This window comes from Erysipelothrix amsterdamensis (genome assembly GCF_940143175.1).
Lineage (GTDB): Bacteria > Bacillota_I > Bacilli_A > Erysipelotrichales > Erysipelotrichaceae > Erysipelothrix > Erysipelothrix amsterdamensis.
Genome location: NZ_OW659496.1, coordinates 466,041 through 491,016, shown reverse-complemented (window position 1 = coordinate 491,016; position 24,976 = coordinate 466,041). Strand labels below are relative to the sequence as shown.

Genomic DNA, 24,976 nt, shown 5'->3' with positions numbered 1-24,976 from the left:
AGATTTCTATAGGACACGAATTATGATAGCGAATATTCAAGATGACAAGAATTGCGATAAAAACACCTATTCGGAAATAGGTGTTAATGTATTCATCATATTTGTTTGATTTTTCTCGTTAAACTGGTTCATATAGAGTTCATAATATCGACCTTTTTGGCTCATAAGACTCTGATGATTTCCGTCTTCCAGTATCCTACCCTTATCAATGACAAGAATACGATCTGCATTCACAATCGTTGAAAGACGGTGAGCGATTATGAAACTTGTTTTCTCTTTGAGAACCGTTTCGACTGCATTCTGAATAATGGCTTCCGTCTCTGTATCAATGGAAGCTGTTGCTTCATCTAAAATAAAGATTGATGGATCAACAAGAATTGCACGGGCAAACGAAATTAACTGTTTCTGCCCTGTAGACAATCGGTTTCCACCTTCACCAACATCAGTTTGATAGCCATCCTCGAGTTCCATGATAAATCGATGTGCGTCTACAAGCTTCGAAGCATTCATCACTTCTTCATCCGTTGCATTGGGTTTTCCGTAGGCAATGTTATCACGAACAGATCCAGAGAACAGATGCGGTGCTTGTAAGACATATCCGAGATGGGAATGAAGCCATCCAATCGATCGTTCTCGATAATCAACACCATCGATCAAGATCGAACCCGAAATTGGTTCATAAAAACGACATATTAGATTTACAATCGTCGATTTACCACTTCCCGTCTCACCGACTAAAGCAATGCGTTGCTTAGGTTGGACGGTCAAATTAAATTTCGTTAAGATTGGCTCTGATGCTTGATAGTAGAAATCAACATCTTTAAATTCAATATCTCCGATTATCGGTTCATAGACGGATTCGTTTGGATTCAAAATTGTTCCATATTTTTCAATAACATCTGAACGATCAATTAATGTTGAATCTTCTTCAAGCAATGAAAGTACACGTTCTGCCGAAGCTTGCGCCATTTGTAATTGCGCAAACACGTTACTAATGTTTCGTAAAGGTTCAAAGAAACGTTCTGCATACTGGGTAAATAAAATTAAAGTTCCAATTTGGATAACACCTTGTAATGCCATATTTCCACCTACGTAAATTATACCCGCATTTCCCAGTGATGAAATAAGCGTAATCAAAGGCATATATAGTGCACTAAGAATGACAGCATGAATTGATTTGGAACGCATAGCCATCGTATTATTTTTAAATTCACTATAATGAATCGCTTCCAATCCCATCGTCTTTGTAGTCTTTGCACCGGTAATCCCTTCACTGAATCCGTGTGTTATTTTTGAGTTTTCAGCACGAACACTGCGATAATTCTGAAGGATTCTTTTTTGAAACCAAGCGCTCACAAAATAAACCATCGGTACGATCACAAGGATGATTAAAGCGAGTTTCCAATTTACAGTAAACATCACAATAAGTAACATCATCATCACCAAAAATCCCCATACAAGGTCATTAAAACTCCAGGAAAGAATTTCCGATAATCGTGAAACATCACTGGTCATCCGTGCCATAATCCACCCAGTTGGTGTCTTATCATAGTATGAAAAAGGAAGCACTTGAAGTTTTTCCATAACATTTTGACGGATTTGATAACTAATATCCATCTCAATAAGACCACTACGATAAATAAATTCGTAAATTAAAAATGCTTGAAATGCAACCAAGCCGCCATATAAAAGCGTAAACTTTATAATCGCTTCTGTTGAACCGTGTCCTTGATAGAAAACATCAATGGCATAGCGATTTAGAACAGGCAGAATAACTCCAATAACTGCTTCCAATAAAACAAAGAAGAGCGCCAAGAAGAGATTTTTTTTATTTTCAAGCAACATCTTTAGGATTTTCTTCCAAAGTCCAACATCTAATTTTTCAGAAGTAAATTGTTCTTCTTCTCTATTACTCATAAAGAGCACCCCCTTTCTGATTCGTTTGGATGTCATAAATATTTCGGTACAAACCATCAACTTCCAATAAAGTATCGTGTGTCCCAATTTGTTTGATTTCTCCATCTAAAACAACAATAATCTTGTCTGCATTTTGTGCGCTGTTTATACGATGTGTAATGATGATGGATGTTGCATTTTTTGTATGATTCAGTGATTCACGAATTGAAGCATCTGTTTGAGAATCCAAAGCAGACAGCGAATCATCAAAAATTAATATCGGTGTATTCGCAATAAGCGTTCTGGCAATCGCAACACGTTGTTTTTGTCCACCCGATAACGTAACGCCTTTTTCCCCTACAGGCGTTTCATATCCAAGATCAAAAGATGTAATCACATCATGAATTGAAGCAACGCGTGATGCATCATATACATCCTGTTCTGAGGCTTGAGGAATTGCGATTCGAATATTTTCAAAAAGTGTTTTCGAGTATAAATAAGGTTCTTGCAGAACAAGTCCTACGTTTTTACGAAGATAACTTTTTGAAATATCATTAATATCGATTCCATCAATTTTAATGGTCCCTGAAGTAACATCATAAATTCGGGTAAGTAAATGAACTAAACTCGACTTACCACTCCCGGTCGGCCCCATAATCGCAACCGTTTCTCCAGGCTTAATCTTGAAATTCAAATTTTTAAGTACTGGAGTGCTTGCATCATCATATTTAAACGAAACATTCTCAAATAAAATTTCACCTTGAATATCAGGGCTTAGTCCAGATTCAAGATCTTCAATGGGTAACTCTAAGATTTCATTTAAACGATCAATACTCACACTGACCTTTCCCATATCTGAGAGAGTTCGTCCCACATTACGAATTGGCCAAAGCACCATATTTACATAGGAAATAAACACAATAGCATTCCCTACCGTTAGATTGCCTGAACGCACCTCAAAAATACTTGCAATCAGAACGATTAACGTTTGCATAAAACAAAGTAAATCTGACGTTCCCCAATAAACACCTAGAAGTCGAATCATTTCTTTAGTAATCGAGGCATATTCTTTATTTTTAGCCTCAAATTTTTCAACTTCAAACTGTTCTTGATTAAATGCTTTCACAACACGAACTGCATCCATACTCTCTTGAAACGTATTGGACAGTGCCGCTTCAGCTTCATCACTCTTCTTAAACACCGCTTGCATCTTTTTAAAAAATAAAAACGCGAATCCAAAGATGAATGGAAATGAAATCATAGTAATCCATGTCATCTTGGCATTAATACGAAATAAAACAGTCAATGCAATCACAACCATCGTTAATGCATAAACCAACTCTTGAATTTTCGATTTTAAAAACCGTCCAATCTGGTCTACATCACTGGTACAACGTTGGATTAAATCACCCGTTTTAGCGCGCACATGGTAGGCATACGGTAATTTTTGTAAATGATCAAAGACATCATTACGTAAATTTTCCGAAAAATACTCAGAAAACGAACCAATTGAGTAAGATGCCCAAAAATGCGTAAGACCACTCAATACGTTCAAAATTACAATCACAACACCTACATACCATAAGTGATCACGAACCGAATTCATTCCACCTAAGAAATCTGTAAACATCATCATCCATGAGGTGTTTATCGGTAAGTCGTTTAAAATATGGTCAATCGTATACTGCAGTAATAACGGATTCACTAAAAGTACTGCACAATAAATGATTACTGAAAACGTCATAATAATGATTTTATTTCGATGACCCTCAGTATATTTAAAAATAAATTTAATATTTTTCATATTCACCTCGATATTATATTATCTTCTCCTTTAAGGCTTAAAAAACACATTTCCATGTGTTTTTATGAATATCTATGCTGAAAATAAGTGTTTTAAGAGGCACTTATAGAATCACACAGACAATCATAAGTATTTTGTATAAAACAAAATGCGACGCTCGATAATGCAACATTATCATTTTTATTCATTTGGGTTAAAAGGTGCTTACTATTTCTTGGAGACACAAAAGCCCCTTGTTGATTATGAGAGCCAAACATACCATTCGACATAATCGTTAGAAATAAAATAACACACATTAAACATTTATCTGAGCGATTCATAAGTTCCTCCTTTCATTTGTTTATATTTTATCATATATTTCAAAAAAAGTAATCAATACCAAACATCGTAAGTTAGATTTGGTATAATAGATTTGGTGATAAAAATGAAACTTAAAATCGTCGTCACAACAGACGTCCATGGAAATATCTTTCCAACAAATTATACAAGTCGTGAAAACCTTGAAGATTATGGGCTTGCACGCATCAGTACTGCAGTTAAACAGTTTCGAAATGAAGGAAATGTTTTACTTCTTGATAATGGAGATGCCTTTCAAGGTACACCTCTTCTAACCTATGCGCATCAACATGCGCAAACGGCAAACAACCCGATAGCACAATGCTTTAACGCAATGAACTATGACTTCATTAATCTTGGTAACCATGATTTTAATTATGGTCCTGAGATCTTAGAAAAATATATTAATGAAAACAATGCTCCGCTACTTACCTCAAATATCGAAATCGATGGTAAAGTACCTGGAAGCACTCAAATTCTTACTTATGAAGGTAAAAAAATAGCGCTAATCGGTGTTTTGACTCAATATATTCCGCATTGGGAACGCCCGGCTCATATTCAAAACATGAGTTTTAAAGGTGCTTTTGAACACCTTCAAAAAGAGGTTCAACGCGTTCGAAATGATGTCGATTATGTCATCGCAATGTACCATGGTGGTTTAGAGCGCGATCCTCAAACAGGTGAACCTACAGAACGTCTTACTGGTGAAAATGAAGGCTATGCTATGACTGATATTGAAGGGCTTGATATTTTAATTACCGGCCATCAACACCGCTCCTTTATTGAAACCGTTAATGGTGTTTTAGTAACTCAAAATACCTTTAAAGCAAAAGAATTCATTACAATTGATCTTGATTTAGAAACAGGGAGCGCTGACGCACAGCGTTTAAGTGCCGCCGATTATGATATAGATCAAGACCTACTCCAACCCCTCGAGTCCTTACAAAATAAAACACAAACATGGCTGGATCAACCAGTTGGAACGTTAGAAAATATGGATGTCATGATTGATGACGAGTTGGATGCAAGGCTTCATAAGCACCCCCTCGTTTCACTTTTAAATCAAATCCAACTCAAACGTTCTGGTGCACAAATTTCGTCAGTAGCTCTCTTTAATGGTGCTCAAGGATTTAATAAGTCGATTACGATGCGTGAATTAGTGAGTACTTACCTCTATCCCAATACATTGGTTGTGAAAAAGATGAGTGGGAAAGCACTTCGCGAAATGATTGAATTCAGTGCTCATTACTTTAGCTTAGATGGAACACATCAAATTGTACCTTCTCCTGAATACGTAGAACCAAAACCACAACACTATAATTACGATATGCTTGATGGTGTGGACTATACACTTGATATCTCAAAACCGAGAGGATCACGTGTTGTAAGTCTCACTTACCAAGATAAACCCGTTCTAGATACCGATGAATTTACGGTCGTTGTTAACAATTATCGAGCAATGGGTGGCGGAAATTATACAATGGTGGCAGAAAGTGAAACGTTGGATGATATTCAAGAAGAAATGGTCGATGTCATTATGGATTATTTTGTAGAAAATTCTCCAGTTCATGTAAATCATCGTGATAATATTAAAGTTATTGCCTCAACATAAAATCCTAAAATACAAAGTTTCAAGTTCTTAGAAATTTTGTATTTTTTTATTCTATCAAAAAAAAAATCTTGACACTCGAAAAAAATAAAAGTATTCTAGTTCGTGTACAGTGAGACACCAAGGTGTCTCATTTTGTATTTTTAGGAGGTAATTATGATTAAAGCTATAGTAGGTGCTAACTGGGGCGATGAAGGTAAAGGAAAGCTTACCGATGTATTCGCAAGTGAATCAGATATCGTCGTTCGATTCCAAGGTGGAAATAACGCAGGTCATACAATTATCAATGACCAAGGTAAGTTTGCGCTAAAGATGTTACCATCCGGTGTATTCTATAAACACACGATTAATGTTATTGGTAATGGTGTTGCCTTAAACATTCCGGCATTCATTCATGAATTGGAAGAATTAAAAACGCGTGGTGTTCATCCTCAAGTTATTGTAAGTGATCGCGCTCAAATTGTGATGAGTTACCATAAAAATTTCGATGTTTATGAGGAAGCCCGTATGGGTAAAGATCAGTTTGGATCCACAAAATCCGGAATTGCACCTTTTTATTCCGATAAATACGCAAAGATTGGGTTCCAAGTCTGTGAGTTATACAACGAAGACTGGTTACGCAGTAAAATTGATCGGGTTTTAGATATTAAAAATACATTATTAGTAAATTTATATCATCAAGAGCCATTGTCTGCAGATGCAATTTTCGAAGAATTAATGACATACCGGGATTTAATCAATCCTTATGTTCGTGATGTCTTCACGTTTTTAAATGAAGCCCATAATAAGGGTCAAAACATTCTCTTCGAAGGACAGCTTGGTGCATTACGCGATCCAGACTTTGGAATTTATCCCTATTCAACCTCTTCATCCACTTTAGCTTACTATGCAACAGTAGGGGCAGGATTACCACATCCTATTGACGAAGTATGGGCGGTCACAAAAGCCTATTCAAGTTGTGTCGGTGCTGGTGCATTTGTCTCAGAAATATTTGGAGAAGAAGCCGAAGCATTACGTCAACGTGGTGGTGATGCAGGTGAGTATGGCGTTAATACCAAACGTCCGCGACGTGTTGGTTACTTTGATGCTGTCGCCACACGTTTTGGATGTAAAACTCAAGGGGCAACTCATGTTGCACTCACAAACATTGATGTCCTTTCTTATTTAGATGAAATTAAAGTTGTCACGGCTTATGAATATCAAGGGCAACAATCCATGCGATTTGGAAACATTACAGAATTAGAACACACAACCCCTGTAATTGAAACATTTCCTGGGTGGAAAGAAGATATTACCCATATCACATGTTATGATGACCTTCCTGAAAATTGTAAAAACTATATTAATAAACTTGAAATGCTTATTGATACAAATATCGAACTTGTTTCAAATGGACCAAATCGAAATCAAATTATGAAACGAACACCTTTACGATAAAAGAAAAACGAACAGATTCTGTTCGTTTTTTTATAATCTTCCTTCGTCACTACACTTATTGCGTATTGTTCGAGCAGGAATTCCAGCAACAATATCACAGCGCGCAACATCTTTTGTCACGACACTTCCTGCACCAATCACCGCTTCATCGTGAATCATTATATTCCCGAGTACCTGTGCTCCAGCACCAACATGAACTTTATTACCTAAAGTCGGGTGTCGTTTTCCAGGCTCTCGTGACTTACCACCTAATGTAACACCATGATGAATCAAACAATCATCACCAATAATTGCAGTCTGTCCAATCACAACTCCACTACCATGGTCAATAATAAATCGACGACCGATTTCTGCACCGGGATGAATTTCAATTTGAGTCAAAAATCGTCCAAGTTGCGAAATGAATCGAGCCACAAAGAAAAACTTAATACGATAGAAACAATGTGCGATTCGATAAAACCCCATCGCATGGTATCCTGGATAGAGTAAAATAACCTCCAGAACTGATCGTACAGCAGGATCTTGTTTTTTATATGCACGTGCTGTCTCTAAAAATCTCATAAAATGCTCCTTATTTTAATTCGAGTAATGCTTCATTGATAAGCTTTAGAACATAAATGCGATCTGCTTCATTATTTTCAAAATCAAGATTATCTACATTAATTTTAAGCATTGGCGAAAGATCATAATTGTCAAAATAATTACTGTATTCGTCATTGAGTTTTTCCCAATACTCACGTTCAACAATTAATTCATAATCTCTTCCACGTTTCTTAATACGGTTCATTGCCTCATCAACACTAATTTCAAGATATACCATTAATTTGGGAACATGAACATGTTCAAGCATATTTTGTAGTAACTCAGAATAAATTTGAAATTCTTCGTCACTCATTTCTCCACTTAAGTTTAACATACGAGCGAATATTGCGTCCCCATATATGCTTCGATCCATTACCGCTTTACTTACATCTTTAGCTTGTTTGATGTGTTCAAAACGTTTATTTAAGAAGAAAACTTGTAAAGGAAATGAATAACGACAACGGTCATGATAAAACTTATCCAAAACTGGATTATCTACAACCGGCTCTTCAAACTCTTCGTAACCTTCCTTACCAAGAATGCGCATTAAAGAACTTTTTCCAACTCCAACAACACCTTCAATAACTATCATGTCATAAACCTCTTTCCGTGATACATAATTTAATATATCGCTATAATTAAATCCCATAACTCACCACCATCTCATGTCCCTTAAGACACTCTATCAATAAGTTTAGCTTTGTCATGACAAAAAAGCAAGCATCTTAACGATAGAGTTTCGTAATTTTATGACATTCATCAACAATCCATTCACGAAGCCACTGTGGTTTTAAAACGGTAATATGAGAACCACCCTGTAATACAAAATCTTTTACAGCAAGTTCATTGGAAAATTCAACGTTTAAGATAAAACGATGATCGTCAATCCACGTTATTTCTTGGTGTTCTCCCCAAATATATTCGCTAAGATAATCTTGTTCAAAAACTTCCAATTCCGCAAATACAGGTTTGATCTTATATCCAAACTTAGAAAAAACATGCTTACTTGAAGTCTCGTCATCAAAACGAAATACCTCATCACGTAACGATAATTCATGAATTCGATTCACCTTCAGACTCAAGTAACGGTTTTTATCATCATAGCCCAACAAGTACCAAAACTTATTCACAATTACAAGCTCATACGGTTCAAAGATGTATGAACGCTTCTCACGATGATTTTTATTATAAACAATGTCAATGCGCAAATGATTTTCAATGGCGTTCTCAAGCATCTCTATGTGTTTTTGGTAAAGATTTGGATCGACATTAAGCTTAACAGATTGGAAAGCAGATACGGATACATTACCACTATAATCTAATTGATGGGATAACTTTGATATTACAGCAACAAAATCATTTCCTAATGTTGGATTATCTTGTGATAATAAAACCGAAAAAGCCTGCTTCAACATTTTCCGTTCATTGCGTTCAAAAGCCAATGGCTGTATCTGAGTTTTTGACTCTAATACATAACCACCACCGGGCCCCATTACCGTTTTAATCTCATATCCGACGGATTCAAGTTCGTCCTTTAACCGTTGGACGCCTCGTTCGCTAATCTCCAAAAGATCCGCAAGCTCTGATAAGGATACTACAGAGCGTGCGGATAAAACATCTAACATCACAAGTGCGTTACTCAACTTACTCATAAATCGTTTGTCCTTCAATTATATAACAACGTGTCAGGAGATCATTAAATTCTGATTCGCTGCGTGCAATTTGACAAAGGCCTCCAAGTGTAAGCTCTGGTAACATATCGCTCACCTCAACAATACACTGACGACTTAGAAGCTCACCACGATGTACTGCACCGGTAAATTCTGTTCCAGTATAGGTTTGGATAAAAGATATTTCGAAGTTTAAATCCAAATCACGACTTACAGTTAACAGATTGGGCTCATTCGACCCAAAATAATCATAAAGGGTTTGAGCACCAGATACGGTCAAATAATTACCACCACGAGCTGATGAAGCAACCGAATAGTCTTTAGAATAATATGCATTAAATTTTAACTCATTATAGAAATCCTGTGCATCTTCATGAGAATCAAACTTCAATGTAACGGAAACACAATCTTCAAATGAGAGTCCAAATCGCTCTGTGAAACGAAGTGCTTGATCATTAATAAATGAGCTCACATCATTCCCTTTCATCGCAATCATCAAATCTTTTAAATTAAATCCTTTTTTCATCTTGTATCACCTCTTGACATAAGTATACCAACATTATACGACACTTATGGTCGTATACTCAAGAAAACGAAAAAAAAAGTGGATTTATAATCCACTTTTGATTTAATTATTGCCAGATTGTTTGTAAAGAAGTTTTGTAAGACTCCATTACAGATTCTGGTGTTTTTGATGTATCAGATAGTAATTCTTCCATCTTCACAGTTGCTTCTGTATAAGCTGCATCTGAGTTAGCGGAAACTGGAATTGTAAATACATCTTTTGTAATTTCTTGAATTAATGGCGCAATCATTGAACCACTTTCTAAGTATTCTTTGCTTTCGATAACACTTGTACGTACTGGAATATAACCTGTTGATTTAGCCCAGTGTAATTGTGAATCTGCAGATACTAAGAATTTCATGTATTCAAACGCTGCAGTTTTTTGTTCTGATGTTGCGGATGAGAACATGTATAAATCTGTACCTTGTTGTAAACTGATTTTTTCAGGACGTTTAACAACGCCAATTTCGAAACGACCGTCTACACCTTTAAGTACGTGTGATTCACCTGCTGTACTTCCAACGTTCATTGCAAGTTGACCATTACCAAATGGTCCTGATAAGTATTTGTCAGTTCCTGCGATACGTAGGTAACCATCTTTTACACCTTCTTGGTAGAATGATGCCACTTCAAGACTTTCTTTACTTGTAGGATCCATATCCTTATTGAATTCGACGCCTTTATTAATTAATCCTGTAGCATAGTAGTTATTGAGTGAGTCAAATCCTGCTCCCACAATATTTTTCTTTTCATAAACAGTTTTACTTACTTCTTTAAGTTCTTCAAGAGTTGTAGGAGCTTTAAGTCCTAACTCATCAAGAAGCGTTTTGTTGTAGTAAAGAACTTCTGTTGATTTGTTAAATGGCATACCGTATGTTACACCTTCGATTTTACCACCCTCACGGAATCCTTCAACAATATCATTGTAGTCTTTCATTCCGATTGTATCGTTTTCGATATAAGGTGTTAAGTCTGTAACAAGTTTATCTACTGACGCATTAAACATCCATGCTGGATATGCTTGTGTCATTGTTGGTAAGTCTTTAGGACTTACAAGTGTTGCAGATAATTTTTGACGTAAATCCGGATAACTTGATTGGTTTTGTAATACAACTTTAACCTTTGGATTTGCTGCCATAAAATCTTCAGTAAGTTTTGTTAATGCTTCTTCTTGTTTACCATTCATTGCATGCCAGAAACGAATTTCTGTTTCTTCTGTCAATTCTGTAACGATATCAGCAGATGCTGTATCATCACCTTTATTTGAACATCCTACAAGAACAAGTAAAGCAAGTAATGCTACTAAAATCTTTTTAATATTTCCCATATTTGTTTTATGTGTCTCCTTTAGATAGTTTCCCCACGGGTTGGTAAATGACGCATTCCATATTTATTCTCAAGTAAATCTGGTCTTAGAGAATGAATTGGAACTAATAACTTCGGTTGGATTAGGCTTACAATACGATCTAAATCTTCAGGGTAAGCATGTCCAGAACACGCTATACGATTAAATTCAATATCGCAATCCTTCAACAACTGAATAAATGGTAAATATGCTGGATCAAATTCTCCTAGCGGCGAAGCGTCGCTATGGATATAGACACCACCTCCTTTAAGGTTTTCGTGATGATCAACAACCTGCCACAAATAAGCTCCCTCATCTTGAAGTAATGTATCGTAATCCACTTCAAGATTCTTATCCAAGTTAAAGTTATTGTCATTTGCATTGTAATACTTACACTCCATATTTAAACACTCTTTTAAGATATTTGCAAAGGATGCTTCTAATACCACCTCACGTGGACTTTGTTTTACAATCTCAGCTAATCGTTTTACATTCGCCGGATAGCAATTGAAAGTCACTTGTTTGTTTGGATTACTGTTTACAATATTCACGATTTTCTTAAGTAAATCTGCTTCAGACTCAATACGTCCCGTTGCACGGTCCTCTTGAGGGAAACTAATTGATACACCCTCAATAATGAGCATATCGGTATTCTTTGCTTGTTCACAATAATGAAGTGAATCTTCAACATCAAAACCATGAAGACGTAAATCACCTGTATAAGCAATATGCATATCTGGTGTTGTGATTAAAAGACCACAGGCACCATAAGCATCATGGTCAACACGACTTAATTCTACCTTGATATCTCCAACTTCAATAACGTCATGATTATCACAACCGATAATATCACGTGTGAATGAATCCGTAGCATTTGCTCTTGGTAAAATAAAGTTATTTTGTGCATTCAAACTATTTAATAAAACTTTTGTTTCTTTAAGTGCATACATCGGAATTTTTGGATCCAAGTAATTAACCATACGCGTATGATCAAGATGACAATGACTTAAAAACACAGCAGTATGAGCATAATTAGGACCCTTCTCGAATGGATACGTATACCCTAATTCAGGATCATAAATATTTTCTAAATGTGGCACTAGACGATGGTCGATAAGTTCTTGTAACGATTCATTTTTGAGATTTAATTCTGGTTTAAATTCTGTACCAAAATCAAAAAAGATATGTGAATCTTCATACGCTATTTCAATAACAGTACCACCAATTGTAAGTACGCCACTGTGAAATGTAATTTTAGTTTTTCTATCCTTTAAGTCCACTCTTTGACACTCCTTTAATAATTTGATTTCTAAAAATAAAGTAAATAATCAGCACTGGGATGATTGTTAATGTTGCAGCTGCCATTTGAAGATGAACATCTGTCCCACTCTCCGTAGCAAATGCACTCAACCCATTATTCAACAATCGCATACTTGAATCATTGGTAACCAATAATGGCCACAAGAATGAATTCCAGTGTGAGATAAAGCTTAAAATACCGATTGTAACGAGAGCAGGTTTTGATAAAGGAATCATAATTTTACGAATAAATTCCAAGTCCGTACACCCATCAATTTTAGCTGCTTTATAGTATGAAATTGGAATACTTGTTAGATACCCTTTTAAATAGAATATATAGAATACACTGGCAAGTGATGGAACAATCAACGCAGTATAGGTATTCAATAAACCAAGACGCGCAATCGTCTGATAATTTGTAAATACTGTTGACTCATACGGTACCATCAGCAAGGATACCATGATTAAAATAATTAGACCTTTGTGCTTGAACTCGAGCTTTACAAGTGCAAATGCAGCCAAAGTTGATGTAACTAGAATTCCAAGTGTACTAATCCCTGCAACCACTACAGTATTAAAGAAATAACGAACAAACGGTGCTGTTTGAAATACTTCCACAAAGTTGTGGAACTGTGGTGATGAAGGAATTAACGTTGGTGGAATACTGGTCGCTTCCTGATAGGTCATCAAACTTGCAAGAATCATATAAACAAATGGAAATAGAGTAATGATCGCCATAACCACAATAAAGATTGTCGCAATTATTTTAAATAACTTCGTTAGTATAATTTTTAAATTTGGTGAAAATTCAGATTTTTCGTTCACGGCTATCTCTCCTCTATCTTCTTCAACACTTTATTCTGAATCAGTGTTAATACAAGAATAAACACAAACAGAAGAATAGTTGCGGCCATCGCCGGACCATATCGATTATCAACATGGAAGGTAGTGAATATATAGAATACGGCAGTTGTCGCACTATTTGCAATTCCCGCCTTACCATTAAAGATCGCAAAGACTTGAGTATATACTTTAAAGGCATTAATTAAGTTAACTGTTAACAGGAACGTTAAAGTTGGGATAAGTTGAGGCAAAGTTATTCGGAATAATTTTTGAAGTTCCGTTGCACCAAACATATCAGCCACCTTATAGTATTCACGATCAATATTACGAAGTCCTGAGAGTAGAATGATTATATTAAACGCAAGACCATTCCAAATTCCAAAAATGACCAGCGTCGGCAAACTCATCATAATATCGTCCAAGAAATTAATTGGACCAACATTAATAAAGCTTAATAGAAAGTTAATGAATCCATAAGGACCATTAAAGAGGTAACGGAACACAACCCCAATCGCAATAACACTTGTTAAGTAAGGAATAAAGAAAATTGTTTCAAAGAAACTCTTATTCTTTATTTTTTCAAAAATGAGAAGTGCAATAAACATTGAAATAATTAAACAAATTGGAACTACAAGAAAGGCATAAACTGCAGTATTTCGCATTGCAATATGGAACTTTGGATCCTGTAGTACATATTGATAATTACTAATGCCGGCTGGCTTCAAGTTTGTTAGTGTACCTGATTGAAAGGACATAATTAACGCGCGGATTAATGGATATATATTAAATAAAGCAATAATCACCAAAGCAGGTAAAAGAAACAACCAAGCCTGTCTTTGATTTTCAGCGCTATACTTAAACTTCTTCATTAGTAGACCCTCTCGCCAGATTCTTTAAACATGAAAATGCGTGGATAATTGAAATCACAATTAACGATTGTTGCTGGATCAATTAATGATTCAATACTTACGATTCCCTTCGCATTTTTTGAACCAATTTTAAAATTAAGGATTCCTTCACGACCAATAAGTTCTACGGTTTCGATTTCAGTATTAAAAATTCCTTGTTCACCGAAAATGATATCTTCGGGACGAACTCCTAAAAGGTATGTTCCATCTGTTAAATCTGTTTTAATACGATCTTGTACAAGTGAGCTCTTATTAAATTCGAAAGTTTCGCCCATGATTGTGCCATTTTTAACTTCTACAGGAAGAATATTGATGACAGGATTACCAATAAATTGAGCCACAAATAAATTATTAGGTTCTAAATAAAGATTTTGAGGGTCATCATATTGTTGAATAACACCTTCGTTCATAAGAACGATTTTATCACTAATTGATAACGCTTCTTCTTGGTCATGCGTAACAAAAATTGTAGTAATGTTAATTTCCTTAACAAGACGACGAATTTCTTCACGAATTTTCAATCGCAAACGTGCATCAAGGTTACTTAATGGTTCATCAAGTAATAAAATTGAAGGGTTTTGAACTAAAGCACGAGTAATCGCTACACGTTGTTGCTGTCCACCAGACATTGTTCCTGGTTTTTTATTCGCTAATTCTTCAATATCTGTTAATGCCATATATTTACGAGCAATTTTTTCTGCTTCTTCTTTTGGCATTTTTTTATCACCTACGCGTAGTGGGAACATGACATTCTCTAATACTGTCATATGTGGGTAAAGTGCGTAGTTTTGAAATACAAAACCAATATCACGATCTTTAGGATGTTTATCAACCATTGAGACCCCTTCATTGTGAATTGTGCCATCCGTGGGATCAAGTAAACCAGCAATTAAATTTAAAATTGTTGTTTTTCCACAACCACTTGGGCCAAGTAAGCAAACTAAATCACCTTTCTCAATTGAGAATGTAACTTGCTTTAATGCCTCAAAACCATTATCAAACACTTTCCGTAAGTCCTTGACTTCAATCATTCATCTTCCTCCTATAAACATAATATTACGTAATTTTAATATATTCGATATTATTTATTTCGTGAACGACCACGAATTTTACGTACAGTTGTTACATCATTATTATAACAGTCAATACACGTATTTGTGTTAAAAACCATTAACAATATTAAATAAACATGTGAAAAAAATATAAACTGTCACATAATTACAATTATGACCGCATAAAAAAAAAAGACACTCTAAATAGAGTGTCAAATTACCTGGCGATGAACTATCTTCACTAGCGCGTGGCTAGATATTGTCGCCGCTAAAGTGCTTAACTTCTGTGTTCGAGATGGGAACAGGTGTGACCACTTCGCTAAAATCACCAGATCATAGTGCATTAGAGAGATGAACTCTCAAAACTGAATAACAGAAATTTGATCTTTTTCGAATCGTTGTATCTTTTGTGATTAAAACCTCGACCTATTAGTATCAGTCAGCTCCACATATCACTATGCTTCCACCTCTGACCTATCAACCTGATCGTCTCTCAGGGGTCTTACTACTTACGTATGGGAAATCTCATCTTGGAGTTGGCTTCGTGCTTAGATGCTTTCAGCGCTTATCCAGTCCATACTTAGCTACCCAGCGATGCCCTTGGCAGAACAACTGGTACACCAGCGGTATGTCCATCCCGGTCCTCTCGTACTAGGGACAGCGCTCCTCAAATTTCCTACGCCCACAACAGATAGGGACCGAACTGTCTCACGACGTTCTGAACCCAGCTCGCGTACCGCTTTAATGGGCGGACAGCCCAACCCTTGGAACCTAATTCAGCTCCAGGATGCGATGAGCCGACATCGAGGTGCCAAACCTCGCCGTCGATGTGAACTCTTGGGCGAGATTAGCCTGTTATCCCCAGGGTAGCTTTTATCCGTTAAGCGACGGCCCTTCCACTCGGAACCGCCGGATCACTAAGCCCGACTTTCGTCCCTGCTCGACTTGTAGGTCTCGCAGTCAAGCACCCTTCTGCCTTTACGCTCGTCGATTGATTTCCAACCAATCTGAGGGTACCTTTGGGCGCCTCCGTTACTCTTTAGGAGGCGACCGCCCCAGTCAAACTGCCCACCTGACACTCTCCCGGTACCGGATCACGGTACGCGGTTAGAACTTCAAACATACAAGAGTGGTATCCCAATGGCGACTCCACATATACTAGCGTACATGCTTCATAGTCTCCCACCTATCCTGTACATGTAGGCTCAAAGTTCAATATCAAGCTACAGTAAAGCTCCATGGGGTCTTTCCGTCTAGTTGCGGGTAACCGGCATCTTTACCGGTACTAAGATTTCACCGAGTCTGCTGCCGAGACAGCGCCCAAATCGTTACACCTTTCGTGCGGGTCGGAACTTACCCGACAAGGAATTTCGCTACCTTAGGACCGTTATAGTTACGGCCGCCGTTCACTGGGGCTTCAGTTCAATGCTTCGAACGAATTCTAACATATTCCCTTAACCTTCCAGCACCGGGCAGGTGTCACCCCCTATACTTCGTCTTGCGACTTTGCAGAGAGCTGTGTTTTAGTTAAACAGTCGCTTGGGCCTCTTCACTGCGGCTCTTACGAGCACCCCTTCTCCCGAAGTTACGGGGTCATTTTGCCGAGTTCCTTGGCAACAGTTCTCTCGCTCACCTTAGGATTCTCTCCTTGCCTACCTGTGTCGGTTTTGGTACGGGCCAATACATAATTAACGCTAGAAACTTTTCTTGAGAGCTGGCATCAGTTACTTCGCTACTTCCTCACGGGTTCACTCCTCGTAACGCCTTTGCTTTGCATGGCGGATTTGCCTACCATACAGCTCCTTCGCTTAAACCAGCACTTCCAGTCGCTGGCATAACCTAGCCTTCTCTGTCATTCCTTCACTTATGTATCGGGTACAGGAATATCAACCTGTTGTCCATCGACTACGCTTTTCAGCCTCATCTTAGGTCCCGACTTACCCAGGGAGGACGAGCCTTCCCCTGGAAACCTTAGGCAATCGGTGTGTCAGATTCTCACTGACATCTCGCTACTCACACCGGCATTCTCACTTCTATACACTCCACTGCTCCTTACGGTACAGCTTCAACGCAGTATAGAACGCTCCCCTACCATTTATTGAAACAATAAATCCATAGTTTCGGTATCATACTTAGCCCCGGTACATTTTCGGCGCAGGGTCACTCGACTAGTGAGCTGTTACGCACTCTTTAAAGGATGGCTGCTTCTGAGCCAACCTCCTAGTTGTCTGTGCATCCCCACATCCTTTTCCACTTAGCATGAATTTTGGGACCTTAACTGATGGTCTGGGCTGTTTCCCTTTCGACTACGGACCTTATCACCCATAGTCTGACTGCCAACTACTATCCACTGGCATTCGGAGTTTGATTATATTCAGTACCCCGAGATGGGGCCATCATACATTCAGTGCTCTACCTCCAGTGGCCTTACATTGACGCTAGCCCTAAAGCTATTTCGGGGAGAACCAGCTATATCTGAGTTCGATTGGAATTTCTCCGCTAGCCACAACTCATCCGCCAGCTTTTCAACGATGGTCGGTTCGGTCCTCCATTTGGTTTCACCCAAACTTCAACCTGGTCATGGCTAGATCACTCAGTTTCGGGTCTACCACAATGTACTATATCGCCCTATTAAGACTCGCTTTCGCTTCGGCTCCGTCTCTTCAACTTAACCTCGCACATTATGAGTAACTCGCCGGTTCATTCTACAAAAGGCACGCCATCACCCATTAACGGGCTCTGACTTCTTGTAAGCATACGGTTTCAGGATCTATTTCACTCCGCTTCCGCGGTTCTTTTCACCTTTCCCTCACGGTACTGGTTCACTATCGGTCACTAAGGAGTATTTAGCCTTACCGGGTGGTCCCGGTTGATTCCGACAAGGTTTCTCGTGCCTCGCCGTACTCAGGATACCACTAGAGTATCTTACGCTTTCGTCTACAGGGTTTGCACCTTCTTTGACTGGCCTTTCAATGCCATTCGACTAGCTTCGATATCCCACGTTGTGGTCCTACTACCCCATCACGAAGATGGTTTGGGCTCTTCCCGTTTCGCTCGCCACTACTCAGGGAATCACTTTTGTTTTCTTTTCCTCTTGCTACTAAGATGTTTCAGTTCGCAAGGTTGCCTCATCATAAACTATGTATTCATTTATGTGTAATACTGCATAACCAGTATTGGGTTTCCCCATTCGGATACCCCCGGATCGTTGTGTACGTACCACTCCCCGAGGCATTTCGCTGTTAGTCGCGTCCTTCATCAGCTCTTAGTGCCTAGGCATCCACCGTACGCCCTTACATATTTAATCACATGTAATTTCGCGCCCTAATTCTTAAAATCAGGTTTTTTTTAACGCTTATCGCTTGATAAGCTGTGTGTTTGCTTTGATTGCTTACTTAATTGCTTAAGTTACTGTTTTTGTTTAACTTGATGTAAATCTAGTTTTATACAACTATTCGAAAAGATCATGTTGATAACATTTATTTCTTTGTCTATCTCTTTTTCTTTTCTGTTATTCAGTTTTCAAAGATCATTTTTCTTGAGATTCCAACGGACTCTCAAAACTAAACAGGAAACTTTAGGTGTCAACTTCACGTCTTTCTAATTACTCCTTAGAAAGGAGGTGATCCATCCCCACCTTCCGGTAGGGATACCTTGTTACGACTTAACCCCAATCATCGATCCTACCTTCGACGGCTCCCTCCTAGTAAACTAGGTTAGGCCACCGGCTTCGGGTATTACCAACTCTCATGGTTTGACGGGCGGTGTGTACAAGGCCCGAGAACGTATTCACCGCGGCATTCTGATCCGCGATTACTAGCGATTCCGACTTCATGGAGTCGAGTTGCAGACTCCAATCCGAACTGAGACGTACTTTCTGAGATTCGCTCCGCATCGCTGCTTCGCTGCCCTCTGTATACGCCATTGTAGTACGTGTGTAGCCCAGATCATAAGGGGCATGATGATTTGACGTCATCCCCACCTTCCTCCGGTTTATCACCGGCAGTCTCTTTAGAGTCCCCAACTTAATGCTGGTAACTAAAGACAAGGGTTGCGCTCGTTGCGGGACTTAACCCAACATCTCACGACACGAGCTGACGACAACCATGCACCACCTGTATCCGCCATAACTATTACACATCTCTGTGCTTTTGCGCGGTATGTCAAGACCTGGTAAGGTTCTTCGCGTTGCTTCGAATTAAACCACATACTCCACCGCTTGTGCGGGCCCCCGTCAATTCCTTTGAGTTTTACGCTTGCGCGCATACTCCCCAGGCGGGATACTTATTGCGTTAACTACAGCACTGAATTTCTCCAACACTTAGTATCCATCGTTTACGGCGTGGACTACTAGGGTATCTAATCCTATTTGCTCCCCACGCTTTCGAGCCTCAGCGTCAGTTACAGGCCAGTTAGCCGCCTTCGCCACTGGTGTTCCTCCATATATCTACGCATTTTACCGCTACACATGGAATTCCACTAACCTCTCCTGCACTCTAGTCTACCAGTTTCTATGGCATCACGGGGTTAAGCCCCGAACTTTAACCATAAACTTGATAAACCGCCTGCGCTCCCTTTACGCCCAATAATTCCGGATAACGCTTGCCACCTACGTATTACCGCGGCTGCTGGCACGTAGTTAGCCGTGGCTTTCTGGTAAGGTACCGTCATATAGAAAGCATTCCCTCTTCCTATCGTTCTTCCCTTACAACAGAGCTTTACAACCCGAAGGCCGTCTTCACTCACGCGGCGTTGCTCGGTCAGGGTTTCCCCCATTGCCGAAAATTCCCTACTGCTGCCTCCCGTAGGAGTCTGGGCCGTGTCTCAGTCCCAGTGTGGCCGGTCACCCTCTCAGGTCGGCTACGCATCATCGTCTTGGTAAGCCGTTACCTTACCAACTAACTAATGCGCCATAAGCCCATCTCGTTGTGATGTATCCCATCTTTAATTAATCTAAGATGTCTTAGATTAACGTATCCGGTATTAGCAGAAGTTTCCCTCTGTTATCCCAGGCATCGAGGCAGGTTGCTTATGTATTACTCACCCGTTCGCCACTAAGTTCCAAGGAGCAAGCTCCTCTTCACTTCGTTCGACTTGCATGTATTAGGCACGCCGCCAGCGTTCATCCTGAGCCAGGATCAAACTCTCCATTTGATTCTTTCTCTTTTTAACTCTGACGAGTTTTGTTTATTTATTTATCCGTATTTCTTTTTGAAATTGACGTTTCCTGTTTAGTTTTCAAAGACCATTTTCTGCACCCGGTTTCCCTTAGCGCTTGTATATAATACCACCCTCTTTAGCCACCGTCAACACTATTTTCACTTTATTTTGTTTTATTTCAATCGGTTCTTTTACATCACGAAAAATTGAAAAAGGCTTCCTTATATATAGGCGTATACAGCAGGGGCAAAATATAACTAAAAAAGGCATTGCTGCCTTAGATAGTTTCTACATAATTATCATCATAAGATGCAAACATATTTAACAAATCAGATTTCGAAAGTTTAGATTTTTCATTATTTGAGATATCACGGATAATTGTACCATTGTGAAACATCAATAATCGCGTTCCATAATCAAGTGCATGCTGTAAATTATGCGTTACCATTATGGTCGTGATTTTTCGTTTACTCACCATTTCCTGGGTAAGTTTAATGATGGACTCCGAACTTTTCGGATCAAGTGCCGCAGTATGCTCATCAAGGAGTAATAAATCCGGATTATTCATTAGAGCCATTAGTAGCGATAGCGCTTGGCGCTGTCCTCCCGAAAGTTGACCAACTTGGACATGTAACTTATCTTCAAGACCCAAATCCAAAGATTTTAATAACTCGATAAATTCTGATTCCTTTTTATGGTTAATCGCCTTTCTAAAACTCATGAGTTTTCCTTTGTTTGAAGCAAGAGAAAGATTTTCCAACACAGTAAGTGAAGGTGATGTTCCGGCCATGGGATCTTGATACACACGCGAGATTGTTTTGAAGCGTTCGTGATTCTTCATTTTCAGAAGATTTTGACCCATAAAAGTTAAAACTCCTACATCAGGATCGATTTGACCACATATCAAATTGAGTAACGTTGACTTACCACTACCATTCGAGCCAATAATTGTAATAAACTCACCATCATCAACTTGAATATTTAAATCTTGGTAAAGCTTTGTTTCCATGGGTGTGTTTCGGTTGAATGCTTTTGAAATGTTATTGAGCTTTAGCATGACGGTTCTCCTTCGTATCCATACGTTTTGGAAGTTTAATTTTATTTAGCATAATTGCGCCGATAAAGATTGCAACGGTCATAAGTTTCATAAACTGTGCATCAATCCCCATTCGAATTGCAAATGCCACAATCAGACGGTAGACAATTGCTCCAAAAATAACCATAGTTGTTGATTTTAATTTAGTTCTTCCTAAAATTGTTGTCCCCAAAATTACAGAGGATAATCCCAAGACAACCATTCCTGTTCCAAGCGAGATATCAAAATACTTATTCACTGAAACAGCCAAGCCTCCACTAAATGCAACAATCGCATTCGCAAGAGCAAGTCCCATGATTTTCACGACTCCTACATTGTGTCCAAGCGAAGTAACCAACTGCTCATTGTCACCTGTAACTTTAAGTAAATATCCTGTCTTTGTTGTCAATAGTTGATCAATAATTACCTTTATAGCAAATACTAGAACTGCCATGATAATGAGTTGAAAGTTATTAATTAGAAAATCGGGTGCTCCGATTTTTTCTAACCATTGCGTAGAAAAGATTGTTTCAAATTTAAAAAGCGGAATGTTTGGTTTTCCTCCAGCCACAACTAAATTAATAGAGTAAAGTCCTGTCATCACTAAAATACCACTCAATAATGACGATATACCAAGTTTCACATGAAATACCCCTGTTACAACACCCGCGGACGCACCGGCAATTGTTGAAATAAGTAATGCTAACCACGGGTTAAATCCATTTAGAATTAAAACAGCACTTACCGCAGCACCTAGTGGATATGTACCATCTACGGACAGATCAGGAATATCTAAAATTTTATAGGAGATAAGAACCCCCATTGATAAAATACCATATAGAAAGCCTTGAATTAAGATATCTGAAATAAATGAAGTATTTACGAGTCCCATTATTGAATCACCGCTCTTTCACGTACCGTTTCTGGAATACTAATACCAAGTTTTGAAGCAACTTGCTCACTGACGAATAATTCTGTTTGTTCGGAAATATAAACCGGAATTGATGCAATCACTCTCTTATTTACTAAAACCTCGTAAGCCATCGCTCCGGCTTTTTCGCCGAGATGTTTATAACTTACTGAATCCGAAGCAAGAATACCTTGGTCAAACTGTCCTACCTCTGCCATAAATACTGGCTTATTTGAACCATTTGCAGTATCTACTACAAGTCCCGTAGCGGCTGCAATCATATTGTCATTTACAATGTAAATTGCGTCGGTCTCTTGGACTAATTGTTGCGCCGCAATCGCAATTTCGTTAGCCTGACTCACACCTTTTTCAATAACATTAATATCTAAATCTTGTGCAATCGTGCGTACTTCATCAATCTGATTTCTACTATTAATTTCGCTTGTATTGAATAAGATCCCTATATTCTTTGCGTTTGGGAGCATTTCTTTGATCAGCGCAACTTGTTTTGATAGCGGTGGTAAATCACTCACCCCAGTTAAGTTACCCCCAGGGTGCATTAAATCATCAACCAAACCTGCCTCTTTCGCATCCGACACAGCACTAAAGATAACTGGAATTTCCGTTTTTTCCACCGCGTTCATTGCTGCTTGAGCAGCTGGTGTCGCAATGACAAATATTAAATCAACGGAATCACGTACAAATTGATTTGCAATTAAATGTGCAGTTCCAACATCCTCGTTCGCGTTTTTGACTTCGAGCGCAATCTTATCGGTTAGACCATTATCATTAAGACCTTTTTTAAATCCTTCTAAAGAATCTGCGAGCGCTGGGTGTTCTGCCCATTGAATTACACCAATTCTCATTTCTTTCTGTTTACTGTTCATGCATCCTGTGAGTACAAGTGCACCAATCAGCATCATTATTATTTTTTTCATTTTCTTCTCCTCTTTTCAATCCAACAAAAAAGCCATGTACATAAATCTACACGGCTTTGTTAAGTTGATACGAGATTGATAGGAGCCTGTAGATTTTAGTAACACAAAATAGCTAATATCCACGCGGCATATTAACTAATTAACTAAAATAATAATAGTAGCTCCATTGTTGGGCTTGATTTAAATTGTTTATATTTTTCATTGGAATACCCAACCTTTCGTTACAACCATAACACTGTTGTTTTTTAGATGCAAGTACTTTTTCAGTTTTATTCATTTCTTACATTATTAATGAATATCTTTTCATTTCAACTCATTACGTTCCTCAAGTAAAGCAGGAATTTCAATACCAAACTCTCTTGCAACCTCTTTATTTATATACAATTTTGTCTTATCTGAAATTAAAATAGAAAGATTATTTGGATCTACCTGATCCACAAGGATTTTACAGATTATATCACCCGCCGATTCCCCTAGATCAAAGTAACTTAACGATTCCGTCGCTAAAATCCCCTCATCAAGCTGACCATCTTCCGAGGCAAGCACCGGCACCTTGTATTTTGAAGCAATATCCACAATATTCGCAGTTGATGCAACAACCATGTTATCTGTTATGTTAAAAATAACATCTACCTTTTCTGCTAACTGTTGAATTGCAATTGGTAATTCTTGCATACTTGTGACCCCAATCGAAACGACTTCTAAATCTTTTTCGAAGGAAGTGATGACTTCAACTTGAGTCACAGAATTAATTTCACCAATATTATAAACAATCCCCATACGCTTCGCTTCAGGTAAGAGTGCTTTAATAAGCGCTAACTGTTTTTCTACAGGCGATTGATCACTAACTCCCGTAACAAATTGCCCAGGTTGTTCCATCGAATCAACAAGTCCTGCAGCGACCGGATCTGTTACCGCATTAAAAACTACTGGAATGCTCGTTCCTTCTGTAGCATTTTTAGCGCTTTGTGCTGAGTTTGTTCCTATTGCATAGATTAAATCCACGTTTTGAGATACAAAGCCACGGGCCATCAATTCATTATTTCCATTCTCTCCTTGTGCATTTTGATAAATAATACGATAATTTTCACTACCCATTAGCTTATCTAACTTAACTTTCATTCCTTCATAAGTCGCATCTAATGATGGATGATCTGCGAATTGTAACACACCAATCGTATATAAATCTTCTTGCTTTGAGCGTCCACAACCTACCAATATCAGTAAAATCATACAGAATATCATTGTTTTTTTCATCGTTTCCTCCTTCAAACAAAAAAAGCTGCGAATGCAGCTTTTTTGTTTGAACCAGCTACATTCGATTAACCTAGGGAAAAGGGTTAATACCGTGTAGCGATATTAACCTTTATCTAAAGTAAAAGAAAGAGCTGTTTTGTTTGTGATTTGTGTTGGTCATAGGACACCAACCTTTCTGTAAAGAAATTTTAACATGTTTACTTTCTTGTTTCAATGTTTTTCTGAGAACTCGATATATATTTTCATTATTATGTAACACACTTTCATAATTGTGGTATAATTCTAATATA

General features: G+C 38.2%; 18 protein-coding genes and 3 rRNA genes. 2 read left to right on the top strand and 19 right to left on the bottom strand.

Annotated features, from left to right (window positions below):
- Positions 1–66: 66 nt before the first annotated feature.
- The 3 genes from NMG63_RS02310 to NMG63_RS02300 form a co-directional block, all read right to left on the bottom strand.
- Positions 67–1,917: an ABC transporter ATP-binding protein gene (locus NMG63_RS02310; RefSeq protein WP_254007362.1), complete on the bottom strand. Its 1,851-nt coding sequence runs from the start codon at positions 1,915–1,917 to the stop codon at positions 67–69.
- Positions 1,910–3,700, bottom strand: a complete 1,791-nt coding sequence (locus NMG63_RS02305) for an ABC transporter ATP-binding protein (RefSeq protein WP_254007361.1) — start codon at positions 3,698–3,700, stop codon at positions 1,910–1,912. Before NMG63_RS02305 ends, NMG63_RS02310 begins: the two co-directional genes overlap by 8 nt.
- Positions 3,701–3,792: 92 nt before the next feature.
- The gene (locus tag NMG63_RS02300; RefSeq protein WP_254007360.1) at positions 3,793–4,020 is read right to left on the bottom strand and encodes a hypothetical protein; all 228 of its coding nucleotides are present in this window, start codon (positions 4,018–4,020) and stop codon (positions 3,793–3,795) included.
- Between the two features lie 104 nt (positions 4,021–4,124).
- Between NMG63_RS02300 and NMG63_RS02295 the strand changes: the two genes are divergently transcribed.
- Positions 4,125–5,648, top strand: coding sequence for a bifunctional metallophosphatase/5'-nucleotidase (locus tag NMG63_RS02295; RefSeq protein WP_254007359.1), 1,524 nt, complete (start codon positions 4,125–4,127; stop codon positions 5,646–5,648).
- A gap of 153 nt (positions 5,649–5,801) precedes the next feature.
- Positions 5,802–7,082, top strand: a complete 1,281-nt coding sequence (locus tag NMG63_RS02290) for an adenylosuccinate synthase (RefSeq protein ID WP_254007358.1) — start codon at positions 5,802–5,804, stop codon at positions 7,080–7,082.
- A gap of 30 nt (positions 7,083–7,112) precedes the next feature.
- On the opposite strand, the gene cysE is transcribed toward NMG63_RS02290, so the two are convergent.
- The 16 genes from cysE to NMG63_RS02210 all read right to left on the bottom strand — a co-directional run bounded on the left by cysE (position 7,113) and on the right by NMG63_RS02210 (position 24,686).
- On the bottom strand, positions 7,113–7,643 hold the full coding sequence (cysE, locus tag NMG63_RS02285; RefSeq protein ID WP_254007357.1) for a serine O-acetyltransferase: 531 nt from the start codon (positions 7,641–7,643) through the stop codon (positions 7,113–7,115).
- 10 nt (positions 7,644–7,653) lie between these two features.
- Positions 7,654–8,256 (bottom strand): deoxynucleoside kinase, encoded by a 603-nt coding sequence (locus NMG63_RS02280; protein ID WP_254007356.1) that lies wholly within the window; start codon positions 8,254–8,256, stop codon positions 7,654–7,656.
- Positions 8,257–8,389: 133 nt separating this feature from the next.
- Positions 8,390–9,316, bottom strand: a complete 927-nt coding sequence (locus tag NMG63_RS02275) for a helix-turn-helix transcriptional regulator (RefSeq protein WP_254007355.1) — start codon at positions 9,314–9,316, stop codon at positions 8,390–8,392.
- Positions 9,309–9,860, bottom strand: a complete 552-nt coding sequence (locus tag NMG63_RS02270; RefSeq protein ID WP_254007354.1) for a hypothetical protein — start codon at positions 9,858–9,860, stop codon at positions 9,309–9,311. Before NMG63_RS02270 ends, NMG63_RS02275 begins: the two co-directional genes overlap by 8 nt.
- Before the next feature lie 106 nt (positions 9,861–9,966).
- On the bottom strand, positions 9,967–11,226 hold the full coding sequence (locus tag NMG63_RS02265) for an ABC transporter substrate-binding protein (protein WP_254007353.1): 1,260 nt from the start codon (positions 11,224–11,226) through the stop codon (positions 9,967–9,969).
- Between the two features lie 20 nt (positions 11,227–11,246).
- Entirely contained in the window at positions 11,247–12,524 is a 1,278-nt protein-coding gene (locus tag NMG63_RS02260; protein ID WP_254007352.1) for an MBL fold metallo-hydrolase, read from the bottom strand.
- A complete protein-coding gene (locus tag NMG63_RS02255; protein WP_254007351.1) occupies positions 12,508–13,368 on the bottom strand; it encodes a carbohydrate ABC transporter permease in 861 nt (286 codons plus the stop codon). The genes NMG63_RS02260 and NMG63_RS02255 overlap by 17 nt, the downstream gene beginning before the upstream one ends.
- A 2-nt stretch (positions 13,369–13,370) precedes the next feature.
- On the bottom strand, positions 13,371–14,255 hold the full coding sequence (locus NMG63_RS02250) for a carbohydrate ABC transporter permease (RefSeq protein WP_254007566.1): 885 nt from the start codon (positions 14,253–14,255) through the stop codon (positions 13,371–13,373).
- A complete protein-coding gene (locus NMG63_RS02245; protein WP_254007350.1) occupies positions 14,255–15,325 on the bottom strand; it encodes an ABC transporter ATP-binding protein in 1,071 nt (356 codons plus the stop codon). Before NMG63_RS02245 ends, NMG63_RS02250 begins: the two co-directional genes overlap by 1 nt.
- A 240-nt stretch (positions 15,326–15,565) precedes the next feature.
- Positions 15,566–15,679, bottom strand: a 5S ribosomal RNA gene (gene rrf, locus NMG63_RS02240).
- Between the two features lie 76 nt (positions 15,680–15,755).
- A 23S ribosomal RNA gene (locus tag NMG63_RS02235) occupies positions 15,756–18,653 on the bottom strand.
- Between the two features lie 308 nt (positions 18,654–18,961).
- Positions 18,962–20,500: ribosomal RNA gene (locus NMG63_RS02230) — 16S ribosomal RNA — on the bottom strand.
- The 16S, 23S and 5S rRNA genes sit together here, the layout of an rRNA operon.
- Positions 20,501–20,783: 283 nt before the next feature.
- Positions 20,784–21,563: an ABC transporter ATP-binding protein gene (locus NMG63_RS02225; RefSeq protein ID WP_123171769.1), complete on the bottom strand. Its 780-nt coding sequence runs from the start codon at positions 21,561–21,563 to the stop codon at positions 20,784–20,786.
- The gene (locus NMG63_RS02220) at positions 21,547–22,473 is read right to left on the bottom strand and encodes an ABC transporter permease (protein ID WP_254007349.1); all 927 of its coding nucleotides are present in this window, start codon (positions 22,471–22,473) and stop codon (positions 21,547–21,549) included. Before NMG63_RS02220 ends, NMG63_RS02225 begins: the two co-directional genes overlap by 17 nt.
- Positions 22,473–23,429, bottom strand: a complete 957-nt coding sequence (locus NMG63_RS02215) for an ABC transporter substrate-binding protein (RefSeq protein ID WP_254007348.1) — start codon at positions 23,427–23,429, stop codon at positions 22,473–22,475. Before NMG63_RS02215 ends, NMG63_RS02220 begins: the two co-directional genes overlap by 1 nt.
- A gap of 303 nt (positions 23,430–23,732) precedes the next feature.
- Positions 23,733–24,686, bottom strand: a complete 954-nt coding sequence (locus NMG63_RS02210) for an ABC transporter substrate-binding protein (RefSeq protein ID WP_254007347.1) — start codon at positions 24,684–24,686, stop codon at positions 23,733–23,735.
- Positions 24,687–24,976 lie beyond the last annotated feature (290 nt).